The sequence below is a fragment of the Pseudoalteromonas sp. NBT06-2 genome, from assembly GCF_002276045.1.
GTDB lineage: Bacteria > Pseudomonadota > Gammaproteobacteria > Enterobacterales > Alteromonadaceae > Pseudoalteromonas.
The window spans coordinates 1-15,798 of the sequence record NZ_NQMR01000009.1; the positions used below are offsets into that span (position 1 = coordinate 1).

Annotated in this window: 16 protein-coding genes; 6 read left to right on the plus strand and 10 right to left on the minus strand. The window is 37.1% G+C overall.

The window, feature by feature from the left end:
- Positions 1-337: 337 nt before the first annotated feature.
- The 5 genes from CJF42_RS03285 to CJF42_RS03305 are packed head-to-tail and all read right to left on the minus strand — an operon-like array spanning position 338 to position 5,517.
- Positions 338-1,573 carry an ABC transporter permease gene (locus tag CJF42_RS03285; protein WP_095365314.1) on the minus strand — a complete coding sequence of 412 codons (1,236 nt, stop codon included), beginning with the start codon at positions 1,571-1,573 and terminating at the stop codon, positions 338-340.
- Complete coding sequence (locus CJF42_RS03290) at positions 1,574-2,755, minus strand: efflux RND transporter periplasmic adaptor subunit (protein WP_095365315.1); 1,182 nt, start codon at positions 2,753-2,755, stop codon at positions 1,574-1,576. It abuts the gene before it with no gap.
- Entirely contained in the window at positions 2,752-3,900 is a 1,149-nt protein-coding gene (locus CJF42_RS03295) for an efflux RND transporter periplasmic adaptor subunit (protein WP_170940459.1), read from the minus strand. The genes CJF42_RS03290 and CJF42_RS03295 overlap by 4 nt, the downstream gene beginning before the upstream one ends.
- A complete protein-coding gene (locus CJF42_RS03300; RefSeq protein ID WP_095365317.1) occupies positions 3,893-4,849 on the minus strand; it encodes an HlyD family secretion protein in 957 nt (318 codons plus the stop codon). Before CJF42_RS03300 ends, CJF42_RS03295 begins: the two co-directional genes overlap by 8 nt.
- A complete protein-coding gene (locus CJF42_RS03305; protein WP_095365318.1) occupies positions 4,837-5,517 on the minus strand; it encodes an ABC transporter ATP-binding protein in 681 nt (226 codons plus the stop codon). The genes CJF42_RS03300 and CJF42_RS03305 overlap by 13 nt, the downstream gene beginning before the upstream one ends.
- Positions 5,518-6,115: 598 nt before the next feature.
- Here CJF42_RS03305 and CJF42_RS03310 point away from each other — a divergent pair.
- The 3 genes from CJF42_RS03310 (at position 6,116) to CJF42_RS03320 (ending at position 10,084) form a co-directional block, all read left to right on the plus strand.
- Positions 6,116-7,537, plus strand: a complete 1,422-nt coding sequence (locus CJF42_RS03310; protein WP_095365319.1) for a site-specific integrase — start codon at positions 6,116-6,118, stop codon at positions 7,535-7,537.
- Positions 7,538-8,327: 790 nt separating this feature from the next.
- Positions 8,328-8,744: a hypothetical protein gene (locus tag CJF42_RS03315; protein WP_095365320.1), complete on the plus strand. Its 417-nt coding sequence runs from the start codon at positions 8,328-8,330 to the stop codon at positions 8,742-8,744.
- 2 nt (positions 8,745-8,746) lie between these two features.
- The gene (locus tag CJF42_RS03320; protein ID WP_095365321.1) at positions 8,747-10,084 is read left to right on the plus strand and encodes a relaxase/mobilization nuclease domain-containing protein; all 1,338 of its coding nucleotides are present in this window, start codon (positions 8,747-8,749) and stop codon (positions 10,082-10,084) included.
- A 30-nt stretch (positions 10,085-10,114) separates the two neighbouring features.
- Here the strand turns inward: CJF42_RS03320 and CJF42_RS03325 are convergent, their stop codons facing one another.
- Positions 10,115-10,357 carry a hypothetical protein gene (locus CJF42_RS03325; RefSeq protein WP_095365322.1) on the minus strand — a complete coding sequence of 81 codons (243 nt, stop codon included), beginning with the start codon at positions 10,355-10,357 and terminating at the stop codon, positions 10,115-10,117.
- A 256-nt stretch (positions 10,358-10,613) separates the two neighbouring features.
- On the opposite strand from CJF42_RS03325, the gene CJF42_RS03330 reads away from it, so the two are divergent.
- Positions 10,614-13,025 carry a DEAD/DEAH box helicase family protein gene (locus CJF42_RS03330; RefSeq protein WP_095365323.1) on the plus strand — a complete coding sequence of 804 codons (2,412 nt, stop codon included), beginning with the start codon at positions 10,614-10,616 and terminating at the stop codon, positions 13,023-13,025.
- Between the two features lie 130 nt (positions 13,026-13,155).
- On the opposite strand, the gene CJF42_RS03335 is transcribed toward CJF42_RS03330, so the two are convergent.
- Both CJF42_RS03335 and CJF42_RS28995 read right to left on the minus strand, forming a co-directional pair.
- The gene (locus tag CJF42_RS03335) at positions 13,156-13,581 is read right to left on the minus strand and encodes a hypothetical protein (protein WP_095365324.1); all 426 of its coding nucleotides are present in this window, start codon (positions 13,579-13,581) and stop codon (positions 13,156-13,158) included.
- 123 nt (positions 13,582-13,704) lie between these two features.
- Positions 13,705-13,827: a hypothetical protein gene (locus CJF42_RS28995; RefSeq protein WP_286203464.1), complete on the minus strand. Its 123-nt coding sequence runs from the start codon at positions 13,825-13,827 to the stop codon at positions 13,705-13,707.
- 315 nt (positions 13,828-14,142) lie between these two features.
- Between CJF42_RS28995 and CJF42_RS03340 the strand changes: the two genes are divergently transcribed.
- Complete coding sequence (locus CJF42_RS03340; RefSeq protein ID WP_095365325.1) at positions 14,143-14,445, plus strand: hypothetical protein; 303 nt, start codon at positions 14,143-14,145, stop codon at positions 14,443-14,445.
- Between the two features lie 55 nt (positions 14,446-14,500).
- A complete protein-coding gene (locus tag CJF42_RS03345) occupies positions 14,501-15,154 on the plus strand; it encodes a hypothetical protein (RefSeq protein WP_095365326.1) in 654 nt (217 codons plus the stop codon).
- A gap of 239 nt (positions 15,155-15,393) precedes the next feature.
- Here CJF42_RS03345 and CJF42_RS29215 read toward each other — a convergent pair whose 3' ends face one another.
- Both CJF42_RS29215 and tnpA read right to left on the minus strand, forming a co-directional pair.
- Entirely contained in the window at positions 15,394-15,495 is a 102-nt protein-coding gene (locus CJF42_RS29215) for a transposase (RefSeq protein ID WP_353651667.1), read from the minus strand.
- A gap of 10 nt (positions 15,496-15,505) precedes the next feature.
- On the minus strand, positions 15,506-15,778 hold the full coding sequence (gene tnpA, locus CJF42_RS29220; RefSeq protein ID WP_353651668.1) for an IS200/IS605 family transposase: 273 nt from the start codon (positions 15,776-15,778) through the stop codon (positions 15,506-15,508).
- Between the last annotated feature and the right edge of the window lie 20 nt (positions 15,779-15,798).

Below are 15,798 nucleotides of genomic sequence, written 5' to 3' on the forward strand. Positions count from 1 at the left end.
TCTAATTTATTTTCTGTGATTAAACTTTGAAGTGCCAAGGGTATATATACCCATGCAACATGATAATGCGTGATTTTAGCAAGTCGAAAAGCGTGTCAAATACGAGGCATAAGATGTGTCGTTAAGTCATTCTCAACAAATATCTTATAACAACGCTGTTGGCCGCTTATCGTCTTGCCCTACAGGAGTTGAGTAGAAAACGATACGGCACTATGATTCATCAGGGAATGCATGAATTACAAATAATTCCTTGTACTCGTATCCTACCCAAGTTCTGAAACCTACATTTTCAAGTAGCACGCGTATATATTAAGCATTTTTTTGAAAAGCTATTAAATTAGTCACTCTGCAAAGCATCTATCGGATCAAGCTTTGATGCTTTAATAGCGGGATAAACACCAAAAATTAATCCTACCATAGCACATATGCTAAATGACAAAACAATCGCTGTTAATGACCATGAAACAGCCCACTGAGAATAAATAGAAATTAACTCTGACAGCAAGATGCCAAAAAATACGCCTAAAATACCGCCTAGAATTGAAATTGTAAAACTCTCTGAAATAAACTGTAGTTGAATATCTTTTTGAGTTGCGCCAATAGCACGTAATAAGCCAATTTCCTTAGTACGTTCAAGTACAGTGGCAAGCATAATATTCATAATGCCAATACCACCAACCAATAATGAAATACCTGCAACACACGACATTACAATATTAAATATCTGCTGTGTTTGTTTTTGCTGCGCAAGTAAAGCTGCAGGGATCACTAACGTATAATCATCCACTTTGTTATGGCGACGGGCTAATAAATGACTCACAGCTTTAGCAGCTTCAATTGGATCTACAGACTTATTGATCTTTAGCTTTAAACTTGTGATTTCACTATCTAAATCTTTACTCGCAAATTTATGTATAGATGTTTTAAGTGGTACAAATACTCGGCTTTGTGCCCCTCCGAGTTTAATACCTTGAAACTCTTGTTTTTTCAAAAATGGGGCTTCTAACACACCAACTACTTTAAACCATAAATGATTTATTTTGATGTTTTTTCCCACTGCACCGCCTAATGGGAATAACTGCTTTGCAGTAGCTGAACCTAATAATGCAACTTGTGAAAAACTTAAATCATCATCGTCATTGAGTAAACGCCCTTGTGCTAAATTAAATTTAGATAATTCAAAAAAGCTTGAGCTGACACCAATTGCTTCTCCATCACTTTTACCTTTAGAGCTGAAAAGACTATAGGTATCAATTAATTTTTGAGCGCTAAAAGCCTCGACAAAAGGTAAAGCTTTTGCTGCTATTTCACCATCTCTAATACTTAACCCTGCTGAGTGTTTACGCTGCTCTTTAAGCTCTTTATCTTCAAATTCCTTAGCTTCAATAATTAAATTATGCAAACCCATAGTATCTATCATTTTTAAGGCTTCGCGTTCTGCACCTTCACCGATATTAAGCATAGCAATTACCGCACCGACACCAAAAATCATACCTAATAAAGTAAGCAAAGTACGTAATTTATGCTGAGCTAGCTCTGCAGCGGTATCAATAAATATATCAAGATATTTCATTTAGTTTTGCTCCTGATCCATTAAAGATATTTCCTGGCCAGCTTCTAATCCAGTCAATATTTCAACATGGCTTAAACTTGCTTGCCCTAATGTTACTGCTGCCATAGTTAATTCATCATCTTGATAGAGATATACAAATGATTGGTTTTCTTTAGTGTATATCGCCTGTAGCGGCACGATTAATTTAGATGCTGGTTTTGCGATTTCAATATTTGCTTGCAATTTTCTACCTGGAACAAAAAGCTTAGGGTTTTGTTCGTCTAAAGCGACGATGACTTCAAAGTATTTTTGCGGATCCCCTCTTTTTATTGATGCAGGAAAAGGTGCAACAGATTCAACCACTCCCTTAAAGGGTAAATTTGCATAAGCAAATAATTGTAAATTTACTTTTTTACCTTCAGCTAAATCAATTGCTTCGCTTTCAATGACATATAATTTAGCTTTCATTTGCGTAATATTTGGTAACTCAGCAATTTTTTCACCTGGCCACATTGATTGACCTGCTCTGGGTTTTTCACCACGCCAGTTTGTTTTATATACTAATAAACCATCATGCGGTGCTTTGATTTCTAATTGGTTTAAACTATCGTTAAGTAAGTCGAGCTTTCCTTGATGTTGATCTTGCTGCATTTTCAATAAGCCCATATCTCCAGCCGAACTTTCATTGAAACTATCACTTTTCCAATTTAAATAATCTTGCTTAGAGCCAAGGTAAGCTGTGTTTTGCAATGAGTCTATTATTTCTAATTTAGAACGGATCCTTTCATCATCAATTGAGAATTTTTCAGCAAAAAGTTTTTCCTGATCTATGATTAAAATATCCTTACTGATAGCATCAAGCTCTTTACTTAAAACACCTGTTTTTTCAATAATGTCTTGTTTAGTAATCGCGAGTTCATTTTCTTTCTCTCGACTTTTCACTAACATAGCTTCACCATCAAAACGCGCGATGACATCACCTTGTTTAACCATAGAAAACTCTGGTGCGAGCCATGAAATATTCTGTACGCCAGTACGTGAAACAGGGGTACTCACAACAGTCGCTTTAGCAGCAAACAACTCTCCTTTTGCAGGTATGCTGACAGCAAAGTTTTCATTTTTTACTATGTACTTTAAAGTCGCGTTCTGCTCAGAGTTACAAGCTAATAAAAATAGCATAGGTATAAAAATTAATTTATTCATAGCGCAACTACATCTCCTTGTTTTACACCTTTAGCCAACACAACTTTGTTACCTATGATATGTGCCACTTCTACTGGTTTCTCTACGCCAGATTCTAAAGTGATCATTTTACTATCAGACAAATCTTTCACAGCTTCTATAGGTAAAGTTAACGCTTTATCAAGTACCTTAGTGATCACCTCTATACGGGCTGTCATACCAGGGAGCATCACTGATGAGTTAGTTTTATCAAATTCAATGATGGTATCTAAAATACGCTTTTTATCTTGAGGAGATTTATTTCTAAAGACACGACCTAAGTTGACCACTTTCCCGCTAAAACTTTGATCTTGAGTGCCATCAAGTATAATTTTTACTTTTTGCCCTAATGCCAACTTACCACTATCAGACTCCGCAACTTGTGCCTTTAACTGCATCTGTTCTATAACAGCTAATTCAAGGATAGGTTGACCAAACTGTATACTCTCTCCTACAGCTGGTTTTTCTCCTTCCCAATTTGCTTTATAAATCACCATACCATCCATAGGTGCTTTAACTTTTAACCTTTCAATATCTTTATTAAAGTCATCTATTTCTGCAGCAAGCCTGTCTACTCTCCCCTGTGCTAACTTAAGATTTAACACACTATTCTTTTTATGAAAATTTAATTTTTCTTGTGACAAAAACAAATCATTTTGCGCTACAGTAAAGTCGATTGCAGATTTTTTCCTATCATTCTCAGAACGACTATTATCAACAATTTCAGCTTTGCGTTTTGCTTTTTCAAACTCCATTTCCTTTTCGGCTACCGCTAAGATTAATTCTTGCTCGGTTGCGATTTCTTTGATTTTTTTATTGTCTAATTCCTTTTGAGCACGGTCTAACTCAACCTGCTTATCAAACAATCTATCTGTTATTTTTTTATCATCAAAAGAGACCAATAATTCTCCTTTTTTTACTTGGGAATTTTCAGGGAGTAACTGCTTTATTTGATACTGCCACATTCTAGATATTGAAGGTGGAGCTATTATAGCTGTTTGCTTAGACTCTAGTTCTCCGCTTGCATAAACAATCACTTCAACTTTCTCTTCTTTTACAGCTTCGTTTGCTACTTGTTCACAGCCAAGTAATAAAAATAATATAGATAATATTAAAAACCTATTCATGATTTACGCCCTCGAATTCTAATTGTGCACTCATTCCCGGTAATACTTTAAAATGCGTATTAGCATTGAACTCAAAAATAGTACGATAATACACATCATTACCCCATTCTTTTTGTGCTTCAGGTTGCGTAGAAATGTCAGCTAATTTTGCTAATAAAACAGTATTTGGATAAGCATCAAACTTCAATTTTGCACGGCTATTTAAGATTAAGTTTTTATGATCCACTTCATGCACCCAAGCTTCAATATATAAACCATTTAAGGAGGGGATCTCTGCAATTTTCCATGCTGGTTGTGCCGTCATACCAACAAATATTTTTTCTCCACTCCAAGGGTGATTTGCATATAGCACAGGGCCTTTGCGCTGTGCATACACACTCATTTTCTTAAACTTATTTTGATTATACTCTAACCGCTGTTGATATTTTTTAATTGTAATTTCCTGCTTAGTTAAGGCTACTCTATTAGCAACTTTAGTCTGCTTTAAAGTTGCTTGTGCCTTGACATCAGCTATCACTGCTTTTTCGAATTTTAATTGATTTTTTTTATAGTCATATTGGCTTAAATAGTCAGCAGAAACACTCGCATCAATACGTGACTTTGTCAAAAGCAGTTCTGTTCTTTTTTTTCCATACCTGGCTTCTAGTAAGCTTTGCTCATTACTACTTTTTATACGATATAATTCTTCTTCAGCTGAAATAAGACTCGCCTTGAGTTGCTCAATTTCGCTTTGAATTGTTCCACTATCAAATACCATGACAAGATCGCCTTCTTGAGCAACTTCGCCTTCTGGCAATATCCATTGTACTTGTACTTTCCAATTTCCAGTTTTTGGTGCATAAAACGTTTGATTATCAGCGGCTTTCACTTGTCCTGATAAAATAGCTGATGCTTGTAAAGTATAAGACATTAATAACAAACCAAAACCCAGTATTATTATTTTGTACATAACTTATCCTCAATCACCTTGCCGTCTTTCATTCGAATAATTCGATTAGCAAAGGCAGCGATATCTTCCTCATGGGTGACCATTACAATAGTTTGACCTTGTGCATGTAACTGACATAACAGCTCCATAATTTCATATGATGTTTTTGAATCTAAATTACCTGTTGGTTCATCAGCAAAAATTACTTTTGGTTTATTAACTAAGGCTCTGGCAATTGCAACTCTTTGACGTTGACCACCTGACATTTCAAACGGCTTATGGTGACTGCGATCTTTCAATCCAACCTTATCTAACATCTCACTACCACGTTGTTGGGCTTCTTCAGGATCAATATCGCTATATCTTAAAGGCAAAGTCACATTTTGCAGCGCACTTAATCTGGGTAGCAAATGGAATGTTTGAAAAATAAATCCTATTTTTTCATTTCTAATTTTAGATAGGCTCACATCATCAATTTCTTTAATTGACTGCTCTGATAATAAATACTCACCCGAAGTTGGCGTATCTAGGCAGCCTAGAATATTCATTAAAGTTGACTTCCCTGAACCAGAAGTGCCCATAACAGCCACAAATTCATTATCTTGAATTGTTAATGACACATCACTTAATGCTTTAACTTGAATATCCCCTGAACCATAAGTTCGTGTGAGATTCTCCACTCTGATCAATTTCAAACTCCTTCTGTATAAAATACAAACTTTCATTCAGTAAAATAACATACAATGTAAACTGACTGAAAAGAAAATAAAGCTTTAAAAATAAATAGTTTAACATTATTTATACATGATTCATTTATAAAATAATACTAGGCTAATCTCAGTAGTAACCTTTATAAGAAATAATCAATAAAACTTTAATGAAAATTAAATGTAAACACTACTTCTCAATGTATTTTCACAAAAGAATTAAAATTTAAGTTCTGAAAAAGCTTTGCTAAAAATAAAGGTCAAAAGTGGTAACAGTTCCATCAATTCACCGGAAGGCGGGCCGGATTGAGAAATGGTATCCCTTTTTGTGTTTTTTAAACATAAATTCAGGCATAAAAAAACCCTTGCCAAAGGCAAGGGTTAAAAAGTGGTACCAGTAGGCGGACTCGAACCGCCACACCCGAAGGCGGGGGATTTTGAATCCCCCAACTTAAAGTAAAAACTCTTTAAAAACATAAAGCTTACAACATACTAAACTACTAATATACATAAAATATACATATCATACCTAATATGATATGCTCTTTCCCTCTTTTTTTTTGCGCTACTTCGAGGTCAAATGAATAAGCTTGAGCTAATGAAATACCTGATGGATCTTGACGAAAATGATGCTGAAATGCATAAAGTGGTTAAAGCAATTAAAGGGCTTCGTGATTCCGATGATTCTATCACTGCACTGCAAACCGATCTAGAGAAGCTGGAAGGAACGCTCAATTTAGACAAGGGCTTATCACTATACAGAAATGGCATCTCTCCTTTTTTTTGGTGTAGAGTTAAACTACCTGGGTTAAATTCAGGAGACTTCAGAACAAGTACCAAGGCATCAAGCATTCAAGAAGCTACTATGAAGGCTGGTGAAATAAGAGCTGACGTACTTGCAAGATTTGAAGCGGGAACACTTAAAGTAAACACTCGAATTTTGTGGACTTATATATGCAAAGAAGTCGAAGATATTTTAACTAAAAAAGCCGCCGATAAAATCGCGAAGAGTAGTGATAAAAGTTATAGGCCAACAGAGGCTGATTACGCAGGTATTGTTAAAAATCACTACGCTACATTTGAAGATTTCAAGCGTTTGTCTATCACTGCTATCGAATATCCTGAACTTTGCCAGATGATGCAGCATGAAAAATTTCAGAACATGAAGAAAACAACAGCAACAAAACGCAAAACCACACTTGGATTGATATTCGATTATGCACTGCAAAAACGATACATCAAATCAGTTCCCAAGCTCCCCAAGTTCGACTTCATTGAAAGTGAAGGCGGTGATGTTTTTGACATAGATGATCGAGATTTAATTTTGATGAACTTCATGAATTTTTATGAAAGCTCAAGAAATAACAAAATCACAAGACACAAGAGAAAATTGCTCCCTTTGTATTTTAATTTTTTGTGTGCATCAGGCATGAGACCTGGCAAAGAGGTCATGGGGCTGACATGGGGATTGCTAACCCAAGAGACATTTGTGATGAATAGGGAAAGAAAAAAAGCATATAAAATGCGTGTAGTTACCGGAAAAATGGCAAAGCACGTCAGCATCGGAAATAAGATTGAGCGCAAGAGCAGAAATTTTGTCATCAATGCTGAGACAGCTTCAACGCTTGAGCAGCTCTACTATGTACGCTATGGCATCAAGAAAAGCATTGGAGAAATAGCTGAAGAAAAACGAAATGATGTGATGTTTGCAGGTTTTGAAGGTCGAAATCCAAAGCTTGAGGAATCATTCGATCAATACATGACGTATCTAAAAAAGGTAGGGCTTAAGGGAGATTATACGCTGTACAGCTGTCGATATGAGTATATAAATGCTTGCTTAGATGCTGGCATGTCAAAAGATGATGTAGCATCACAAGTCGGTAATACTCCAGCAACCATCAATACATTTTATGAGAAATTCAATGCAATGAAACGAGCAGCTCGCATTTTATCAGCAGAAGATATTGCTGTTTTCAATCCCGAGCCAGAAGAAGATAAATAAATTAAGCCGTCACCGAGGCGGTTTTTTGTGCTCAATATTTTTTGTATTTTACCGCTACGCGAACTTAAGCCAGGTTGTTTTTATCTACTGGATATCACATCTATTGTCATGACTATTTCGCACTACTCCTTTGCGACAAAAACTAAATTCACACTCACTGACTGCGAAAGCAAATTAATAAAACTGTGTTCGCACTACTTGTTTGCGAAATAGGTAAGTGGTCGCACTCATACCTTGCGAAATAAAAAATCGTCACACTCCGCCACTGCGGCAAGAAAAAGGAATACTGGCATCACTTTTAGCAGCGCAGCTGCTGCCCAAATCAAAAAAAGACTATGGAATTGCCAATATTGTCACTGTTGCAGCCAGTTAAGACTGTATTGGTGTCGCTAGTGACAGTGAAATACAGTTTTAACGGACTTAAAACTCAAACCAAAAAATAACAAACCAACCCATCAAGCCCAATTGACAAAAAATTACTTTCAGTTATACAGATAAAAACCACTTGCACCACCATATAATAAAGTGGAAAATATATGCAAGAGATAACCAATGTTTTATTATTAGTGCGGTAAAACTCAAAACATCTACATTTCTATTTTTTTTGGGTAAGTATTAAGCCAGCAATGTTTTAACTCACTAATAACAGGCTCACTACGTAACCTCTCATTAGTTCATACAACGCTTTGGTACTCATGTCGGAGGCATTGCGTTAGTAAGACAGAGTATTAGTTCCGAATCAACACACATAATAAAGACAAAAATAATAACAACAAAAAAGGAGTTTGTCATGACTACATTCAACAAGGGCGGAGCACCAAAAAAAGAAGTAACAAAAGACAAGGAGATTAAGTTTAGCTGTACTGAAGAAGTTTATGATTTCTTTGTTGAGCAATCTAAAGCAGCCGGTTATGCAACAGAAAAACGAACCAACGTTTCCAAGTTCTTGCATGACTTCATTTTGACGATGATTCATGAAGGCCATTATCAATCAGTGCAAGCACCAGCTGTATCACGCGACCTTCTCATTGAACTTGTACCTGTGGCCAATAATCTGAACCAAGCAATGCATTTATGTCATACCGCTGTAACTGACTTAAATTTAGTTGACCTGGGTAAAAAGATTGAGTCAATCAGAAAGGTAATGATGGCATTAACAACAACGATTTCCGCCCCGAAAGTAAGCATAGTTAAACAAGGAGAGTAACAATGGCTACAGCAAATCCAAAAGCATCACGACCTGACGCTGGTCCAACGGTAATATATGTATATCGCGGTGATGGTCACGAACACCCTGTAGACGCTGATAATGTTATTCACCTGGGTGGAAATATCTTAAGCAATCCTCTGAAGATAAACGAAGATGGTTCTAAGCACTTTGAGTTGGATGAGGTGATTAATGAGATGGAAATGTGGGGCAGATTGAATAAAACCGCAGAGAAAAAATTCAAGCATTACGTCTTGTCAATCGCTCCAGAAGATACAGGTAAGGTCAATGTGAGTGATTGGATGACGTTAATCAATGAATATATGACTGCTGTCGGGTATGGCCCTGATACGAAGTGGACCTCAGCTCTACACAATGACACTACACTTGGCCATGCCAGTAACGAAACCAATAAAGACGGTGGCCAGCATGCTCACATCATATCCTGCTTAGTACAACCCTCTAAAGGCAATCAGCTAGTTAAAACGTCATTGGATTATGAAAAAGGATGGCCTGTCATGCGGGCTTTTGAGCTGCGGCATAACCTACGCATTGTCGCAACGCCGGGCTCCGAAAATGACTTTGGCTACAATTTTACAAAAGCACAGATGAAAGGCCACGGCTCCCGCCAGGCATGCTTAGATAACGACTGGGGAGCCATTATACGCGCTCGCATTAAAAATCTATATGAGAGTGATGGCAAACCAAAAACAATCAAGGATTTTGCTCTAGGGCTCGCTAAGCGCAATGTTTCACTGCAAGCAGTTAAAAATAAAGATGGAAGCATCAGGGGAGTTAACTACCAAGTGCTTGGCTTCAAAAAAGGCGGCAAAAAAATGGACTCTCCAATGATCAGTGGGTCAAAAATCAAGGGTACTCGTTTCAGCTGGCCCAAGCTGATTCATAAGGAAAAAATGAACTACAACCCTAGTCGCGATGACAAATATATCGGACTTGCACCGGTGCCGCAAAGAATGACTGCATCGTTCAAAGTTAACAAAAGTCAATTGCGCTCAATAAAAATGTTGGGATCAAGAGCTAGAACCAAGCCAATCGCAAAAGGTTTCGTTAATCTGTCATTTTGTCGCACTAAAGAACAAAAAACAATTGCTCTTATGATGATGGCTGTCATGGATCTTTTGGAAGTATTATTTGCGCGTAGAGAGATTGAATTTTTTGAATACACACTGCATGAATACAAAGAGCAAACTACAGAGTATGACTTGTTTAGCGAGCCACTAGATATCGTTAATCAAATAGAGTCTGATACTCAATGCAATGTGTGGAAACACTTAACAGATGATGGCGGTTCTGGAGGCACTGATATAGATTTGTCATAACAAAAAAGCCAGCTCACTGAGCTGGCTTGATTATACATAGCTAACCATGTTTATAGCCACCCAGGCTTGAATGTCGCCTTCAGCTTCTGCCAAGGTTCCACTAGTAATCGCTTTACCTATAATCTCTTTAGGAATCGGTATGTCAGCTCCTGATATACGCATAAAGATCTCTGCATTTTCAGACCATTGCTCTTTTATAAAACAAGATAAAGCTTCTCTTACCGTCTTAAATTCACTACTTTCTATAGAACCGTTTTTAATCAGAAATACCATAATAGCCTCTTAAAAGAAAACCCCGACCTAGGAGGCCGGGGAAAAACTGGAGTATCAAGCTCATCACTTCTTGATAATTTAATTATAGTGTCCGCTCATCATATACGCAAGCATTAATTACAATTTAATTATCTTTTATTTTATGGTAAAATTACACTTTACATCGAAAAACCCCACCAAAACAGTATTAACAATTGCTAACACCTCTTTCAATTTCATTATTAGCCGCAACTAATACTTAATAAGATCATAATTAATGGTTGACGTAAAAATGAAAATAATGCAAAATACAATAAAGCATCAAAAAAGACTCGGAGAAGTCATGAATATCATCACACCATTGTACGAGGACGTATTGCCTCACAGCCTAATTGGCAACAAACAAGACATCAGCACAGCCCGTATCGTAAGCACTATTGAGCAAGCTCAAACCATAGATGGCACTGTATTAATTGCAGATAATCTTCAAGAAGTAATCTCTTTTTACCGCGAAAGCTTTGGCTACAAATCATTGACGTTGGCCGCTGCAAACGATGCAGAGGCTATGATTGGCGTTAACAATAAAATGAAGATTGAGCACAACAATCAACTGATTGACTGCACTAAAATGAGCTTTGAAGAGCTTTCAGTAGCTCGTGTATCTGTATGTCCAGAAGATGAATTGTATAAGTGTGCTACAGCAGCCCTACATCAACTTCTTAAAAGCTTCCCTTTCATAACGCCTGATTCTGCAATTGCTGAGCTTTACAAGGCGAATGAGTGTCTAAATTTACAATGGTTGTTTAAAAAGGCTACTGAGATTATTGAACGCAAAAAATCTCGTATATTAAAAGCTAAAAAGATAACCAAGCAAAAAGACCAGGAATCACTTTGGGCTCCACTTGTAAAAGTTAAGAGCTTTATTGAAGATAACTGGTTAAATCGTGCTGGCACTGGCTTTGGTAAAACAGAGTTAAACGAGAAAATTATCAAGCACTGCATGGATAATGGACTGAAAGTTCTTTACGTTGTTCACCGTATCACCATTGCTGATAACAACATTGATATTCCTGGTGTTACTCATTACAACGAAATAATGCCTGGAACTGAAGATGAGATTAAGTGCCTGAAGATTGTTGTTAACAGTATCATCAAAAAAAACCTACAGGGCTTCATGAATAGCGTTGATGTAGTGATTCTAGAGGAAGGTAAGCAAGGACTGGACTTCTTGGCATGCGGCACTGTGCATCAACGTGAAAATGTATATGAGACACTTAAAAAGGTGTGTAAAAATGCCAAGTCAATTATCGTTTCGGACGCTGATGCAAATGACCGTACCCTTCAGTTTGTTAAGGACTCAACAGGTCAAGATGTTCAGTTGATGCATGGTCGCTTGGACTTCTCAGATAAAACTATTAACATGATTGACTACAATCAAGCGCTAGGCGAGATTGACCAGTTGGTTGGTTCTGAGCCCATTATGGTTGCTACTGATTCAAAAGCTCAAGCAGATAGGTTATATGACAAGTACAGGAATAATGACGAGGTAAGTGCCATCGTGATAACTTCTGATAATATTCGCAATACTGACATTCAAAATTTCTTAAAGAATATTAACACTGATGAGCAGTACAACTTCGTAATTTACTCTCCTTGTATCACCAGCTCAGTAAGCATTACATCTGACCGTTACAAGCTCCACTATGGCCTTTTTCAAGGTGTTATTACATCAACTGATGCAATCCAAATGCTTCGCCGTAATCGTCCTTGTGCAAACTTCAGGGTGGGCATTAGAAGTCGCAAAGAATACTTAATTGATAATTTTGGTGAACTTACGCAGGAAGATGCTACTGATCTTGATTTATTTATTGCTGAAGTTGAAGCAGAATCAAACTACAACAGAAATAATATCCAAGCTGCATTTTATTTTTGTGCTCAATACGAAGGCTTTAATGTTGTTGCTAGCAATGATACAACCAGTGTTGAAATTGGTGAAACAGCTGACCGTTCAGCAATCACCATCGAGTCAAATAACTTTAAAAACCGCATGCTAAGCACTGAAGCAGCTGATAGCACATATAATGCTGAAGCTATGGCAAATGGTGGTGAGAGTAGTAGTGCTGATGCAGATGCTATTGAAAGAAAGAAGATTGAAAGAACCTTAGGTAAAACCGAATTAACAAGAAAAGATATCTCTAATTATGGTCGCGGTACAATGACTTCATTAGTTAAGAGTCTTGAGCTACTAAGAGCTAATCGCGAAAGCTGCGTACTAATTGATAATGGTGATTCAGGCCCTGACCGTGACCGCAAAAAATTCGCTATTCACCATGACTTCTTCAATAAGATTTTTGATAAGTTAGGGTTATGCCCATTTACTGGAGAAGGTTCTTTTACTGTTGAAGATGCCAATGCTTTGCTTGCAGAATTAATGATTGACCGCAAAAAATTCAACAAAATGAGGTTTGATAAGAAGTTGCCAACTAAACTGCCCACCAATGGTACTCGTACAGTAAATCAAATGCTTGAGCAGTTTGGGTTGGAGACTGATTCTAGTGAAGGCTCTGGTCGCGTTAGAGACTACAGTATCACTCAACCTAGTATTGATATGATTAATGAGTATCTTACTAACAGACAATGGTCAGAGCTTGAGGTAGTAAAATCTAGAGTGTCGTATATCGCCAGATAACTGGCTACCATTCGCTCCGCGAAGTGGAGCGGCCACCTTCGGTGAAAACAAACCAGTTAATAATAAAGCCCCAGGTTGGGGCTTTTATTTATGCTGGAGGGTTATCACGAGTTATGTTGAAGATTGCCTTTTACCGTGATTTCAAGCCACCAATCTTACCCTGCACTTCAATATCCAAGTTCTTGTAATGCACTCCGTCTGGATTAATAGTGGTTTCGTTATCAAAGTCAAGTGAGTCCTCAAGAACCGACTCAGAACGGAGTACAGCGCCTGTACCCCTATCTCTAATGGTCACCAACCATGATATATCTTCATTCACATAATCAGTCGTGGAACTATATTTTTCAACTACAAGTGAAGTGTGATCACGCCTTGTCCATCTAATAGTTAATTGCTCATCATGCGCAAAAGAAGAACCACTGCTTTTATAATTTACTTTCAATCGCCCTGGGACCCAAGGACGCTTATACTCTTCTCCCATGTAATATGCATGAGATGTGGCACTATCCACTGAAAAAGCACCGTTGGCTGTAATTGTCGATAATTTAACTCTCATCTCTGTATTAACTGCAACGTCAGCTGTCTCCGAAAAACCATAGTTAACAAACCATACTCTAGCACCTGTTAGGTGGCCTCTGGGTACTGTTCCCAGAGTTCCACGCCAAAGATTGTTCAGTGTTTATGTATCAGCTCCGCTATCATAACTCACACTTTCAAAGGCAATCCATTCCAGTTTACTCTTATCAGTGTTTTCAATAAGAGCTATATTTTCACCAGATTTTATTTCAGCAAGCGTAGCCACTTCAAGCTCACTAAGATTACTACCGCTAATTGTTAACCTTGTACTGCTATCACTTATTCAAAGTGCTCTTCTGTCTGTTTCGCCCAATTATGCTGATGGATGAATATAACTCCAGTCATTTTATTTCTTTTCTTGCTGTATATTTATAGCTTTATTATATCAAGAGAAAGCGCCCCAACCACATCATTACCACTGTTTTTCATATCTTTTTTATACAAGTCAAGTCTTTTTTGCATTTATTTCAATTTGTTTATTGTGTTATTTTAAATTTTATTATATTATTTAATTAGAAATTAAGAAAGGAAGGGTAGAAAAATGAAACTAAGAATCGATTACAAATACGCTCGCGAAACAGACAAAGGCTTGCAGTTCAATTATCAATTGTGTTCTAACGCACCAACAATCACCAAGATCAGTGAACTAAAAAGCTACTTGAGAGAATTTGCATTAGGTTGGGTAGGAACAGGAAAATTAGTAATTTTATCAGTTTCAAGAGCTGGCATTTCATCAGTTGAAGAAGACGAGTTAATGGAGTCTTTATCAGATAGAGTTTCAGGACAGGTAATTGAGTTTGACTGCGGAAAAGTTAAGTTCTTACGAGAAAAAATCGAAGCTTAATCAAAACACCTGGTCATTGTTGGGTAAGTACAATAATAAAAACAAGGAGTGCACCATGAAGTTTAACACTACGAGAGCCGCCGACATTCGCAGGTTCATTGACTTCAACCGCTTATCAAACTTTGCATATAACTACAGCATTGATAGTGAGCATAATCTTGACGTTGACTACGTATCAACTATTACCTCGGTCTGGATCAAAAATAACAAGCGCAAGATTCGTGGCCTTCTTAATGCTTACAAAAACAAGCCAGCGCGATTCTTTCATGTAATGAAAACTTATGACTTAGCTGAACTTAATTGCAGTTACAGAATAATGATTTTTACTAATATTCTATGCGATGCGTTTGATAAGTTTTTAATGCCCGTTAGAAAAGCTTCAATGCCAAAGCTTTACCAAATAACTTCTTATCATTATCCTGAAAATTTAAGCCCAATCAGTGAGCCTGGACCAATGTTTGTTGACCAAATAATTCTTGGTGAGAAAGATGGTGAAGTACTTGTGGGCTGTAGCTTGGCAGCTGGAAGTGAAGATGATGCTAAGCATTACTTACTTAAGATGTGGCCGCTTACGACAAAAATAATGGCTATTGAAACAGTTAATGAAAAGTTCACACCTAAACCCACTGAAAATGCCACCACTGGATCACTTGCAGGCTTCACTCTTGATGACTTGATTGACGAGTTTGTTCAGCTCCATTGTCGTTAGATTTAAATCAAAAACTTAAAAAGCTCCGTCACTGACGGCTTACCGATAATTATAAAGATAAAGGTGAAACATGATTACAGCTAAGAAAATTAAAATTCCCCGCAGCAAACTGTCTCGCTTAGGCTCGCCTTTCACTTCGTGAAAGCGGGGTATTAATCCTTCCATCTACCATAGGGTTAATTGAACTTTCTTAAATTGCTCTTTATGCAATTCTTTGTACGAATCATCTCCTTGATTCTTCACATAATTTTTATTACATCTTCATTTCCATGCATTCCTACTGTTGTAGCAAAGTAACCATCTGTCCACAATTCGCCTCCCCAAAGTTGCTTTTTTACCAATGGGCATTTTCTAAATATTTCTCTCGCCGTAATACTGTTTATTATTTGAACTATTTTTTTTCGGACTGTACATCGGTACTGACTGAACTAAAAAATGAACATGATCTTTATCTGTCTCTATTTCAAAAAATTCTATTTCGTACCTCTTTGATATTTCGTTACAAACCTCTTTGAGCGCACTATCTACTTCTTCTGTAAATATCGCCCTGCGATATTTAGCTGGACATACTATATGATACATAAGCACTGATACATTATGACTTTTATGGATGAATTTACTCATTCTTATACTTTACAGCTTCA

What these genes read in the sequence shown, in the direction of transcription:
- CJF42_RS03285 (WP_095365314.1), bottom strand. Translation starts at nt 1,573, where the DNA reads ATGAAATATCTTGATATATTTATTGATACCGCTGCAGAGCTAGCTCAG.
- CJF42_RS03290 (WP_095365315.1), bottom strand. Translation starts at nt 2,755, where the DNA reads ATGAATAAATTAATTTTTATACCTATGCTATTTTTATTAGCTTGTAAC.
- CJF42_RS03295 (WP_170940459.1), bottom strand. Translation starts at nt 3,900, where the DNA reads ATGAATAGGTTTTTAATATTATCTATATTATTTTTATTACTTGGCTGT.
- CJF42_RS03300 (WP_095365317.1), bottom strand. Translation starts at nt 4,849, where the DNA reads ATGTACAAAATAATAATACTGGGTTTTGGTTTGTTATTAATGTCTTAT.
- CJF42_RS03310 (WP_095365319.1), top strand. Translation starts at nt 6,116, where the DNA reads ATGAATAAGCTTGAGCTAATGAAATACCTGATGGATCTTGACGAAAAT.
- CJF42_RS03315 (WP_095365320.1), top strand. Translation starts at nt 8,328, where the DNA reads ATGACTACATTCAACAAGGGCGGAGCACCAAAAAAAGAAGTAACAAAA.
- CJF42_RS03320 (WP_095365321.1), top strand. Translation starts at nt 8,747, where the DNA reads ATGGCTACAGCAAATCCAAAAGCATCACGACCTGACGCTGGTCCAACG.
- CJF42_RS03325 (WP_095365322.1), bottom strand. Translation starts at nt 10,357, where the DNA reads ATGGTATTTCTGATTAAAAACGGTTCTATAGAAAGTAGTGAATTTAAG.
- CJF42_RS03330 (WP_095365323.1), top strand. Translation starts at nt 10,614, where the DNA reads ATGGTTGACGTAAAAATGAAAATAATGCAAAATACAATAAAGCATCAA.
- CJF42_RS03335 (WP_095365324.1), bottom strand. Translation starts at nt 13,581, where the DNA reads ATGAGAGTTAAATTATCGACAATTACAGCCAACGGTGCTTTTTCAGTG.
- CJF42_RS03340 (WP_095365325.1), top strand. Translation starts at nt 14,143, where the DNA reads ATGAAACTAAGAATCGATTACAAATACGCTCGCGAAACAGACAAAGGC.
- CJF42_RS03345 (WP_095365326.1), top strand. Translation starts at nt 14,501, where the DNA reads ATGAAGTTTAACACTACGAGAGCCGCCGACATTCGCAGGTTCATTGAC.
- tnpA (WP_353651668.1), bottom strand. Translation starts at nt 15,778, where the DNA reads ATGAGTAAATTCATCCATAAAAGTCATAATGTATCAGTGCTTATGTAT.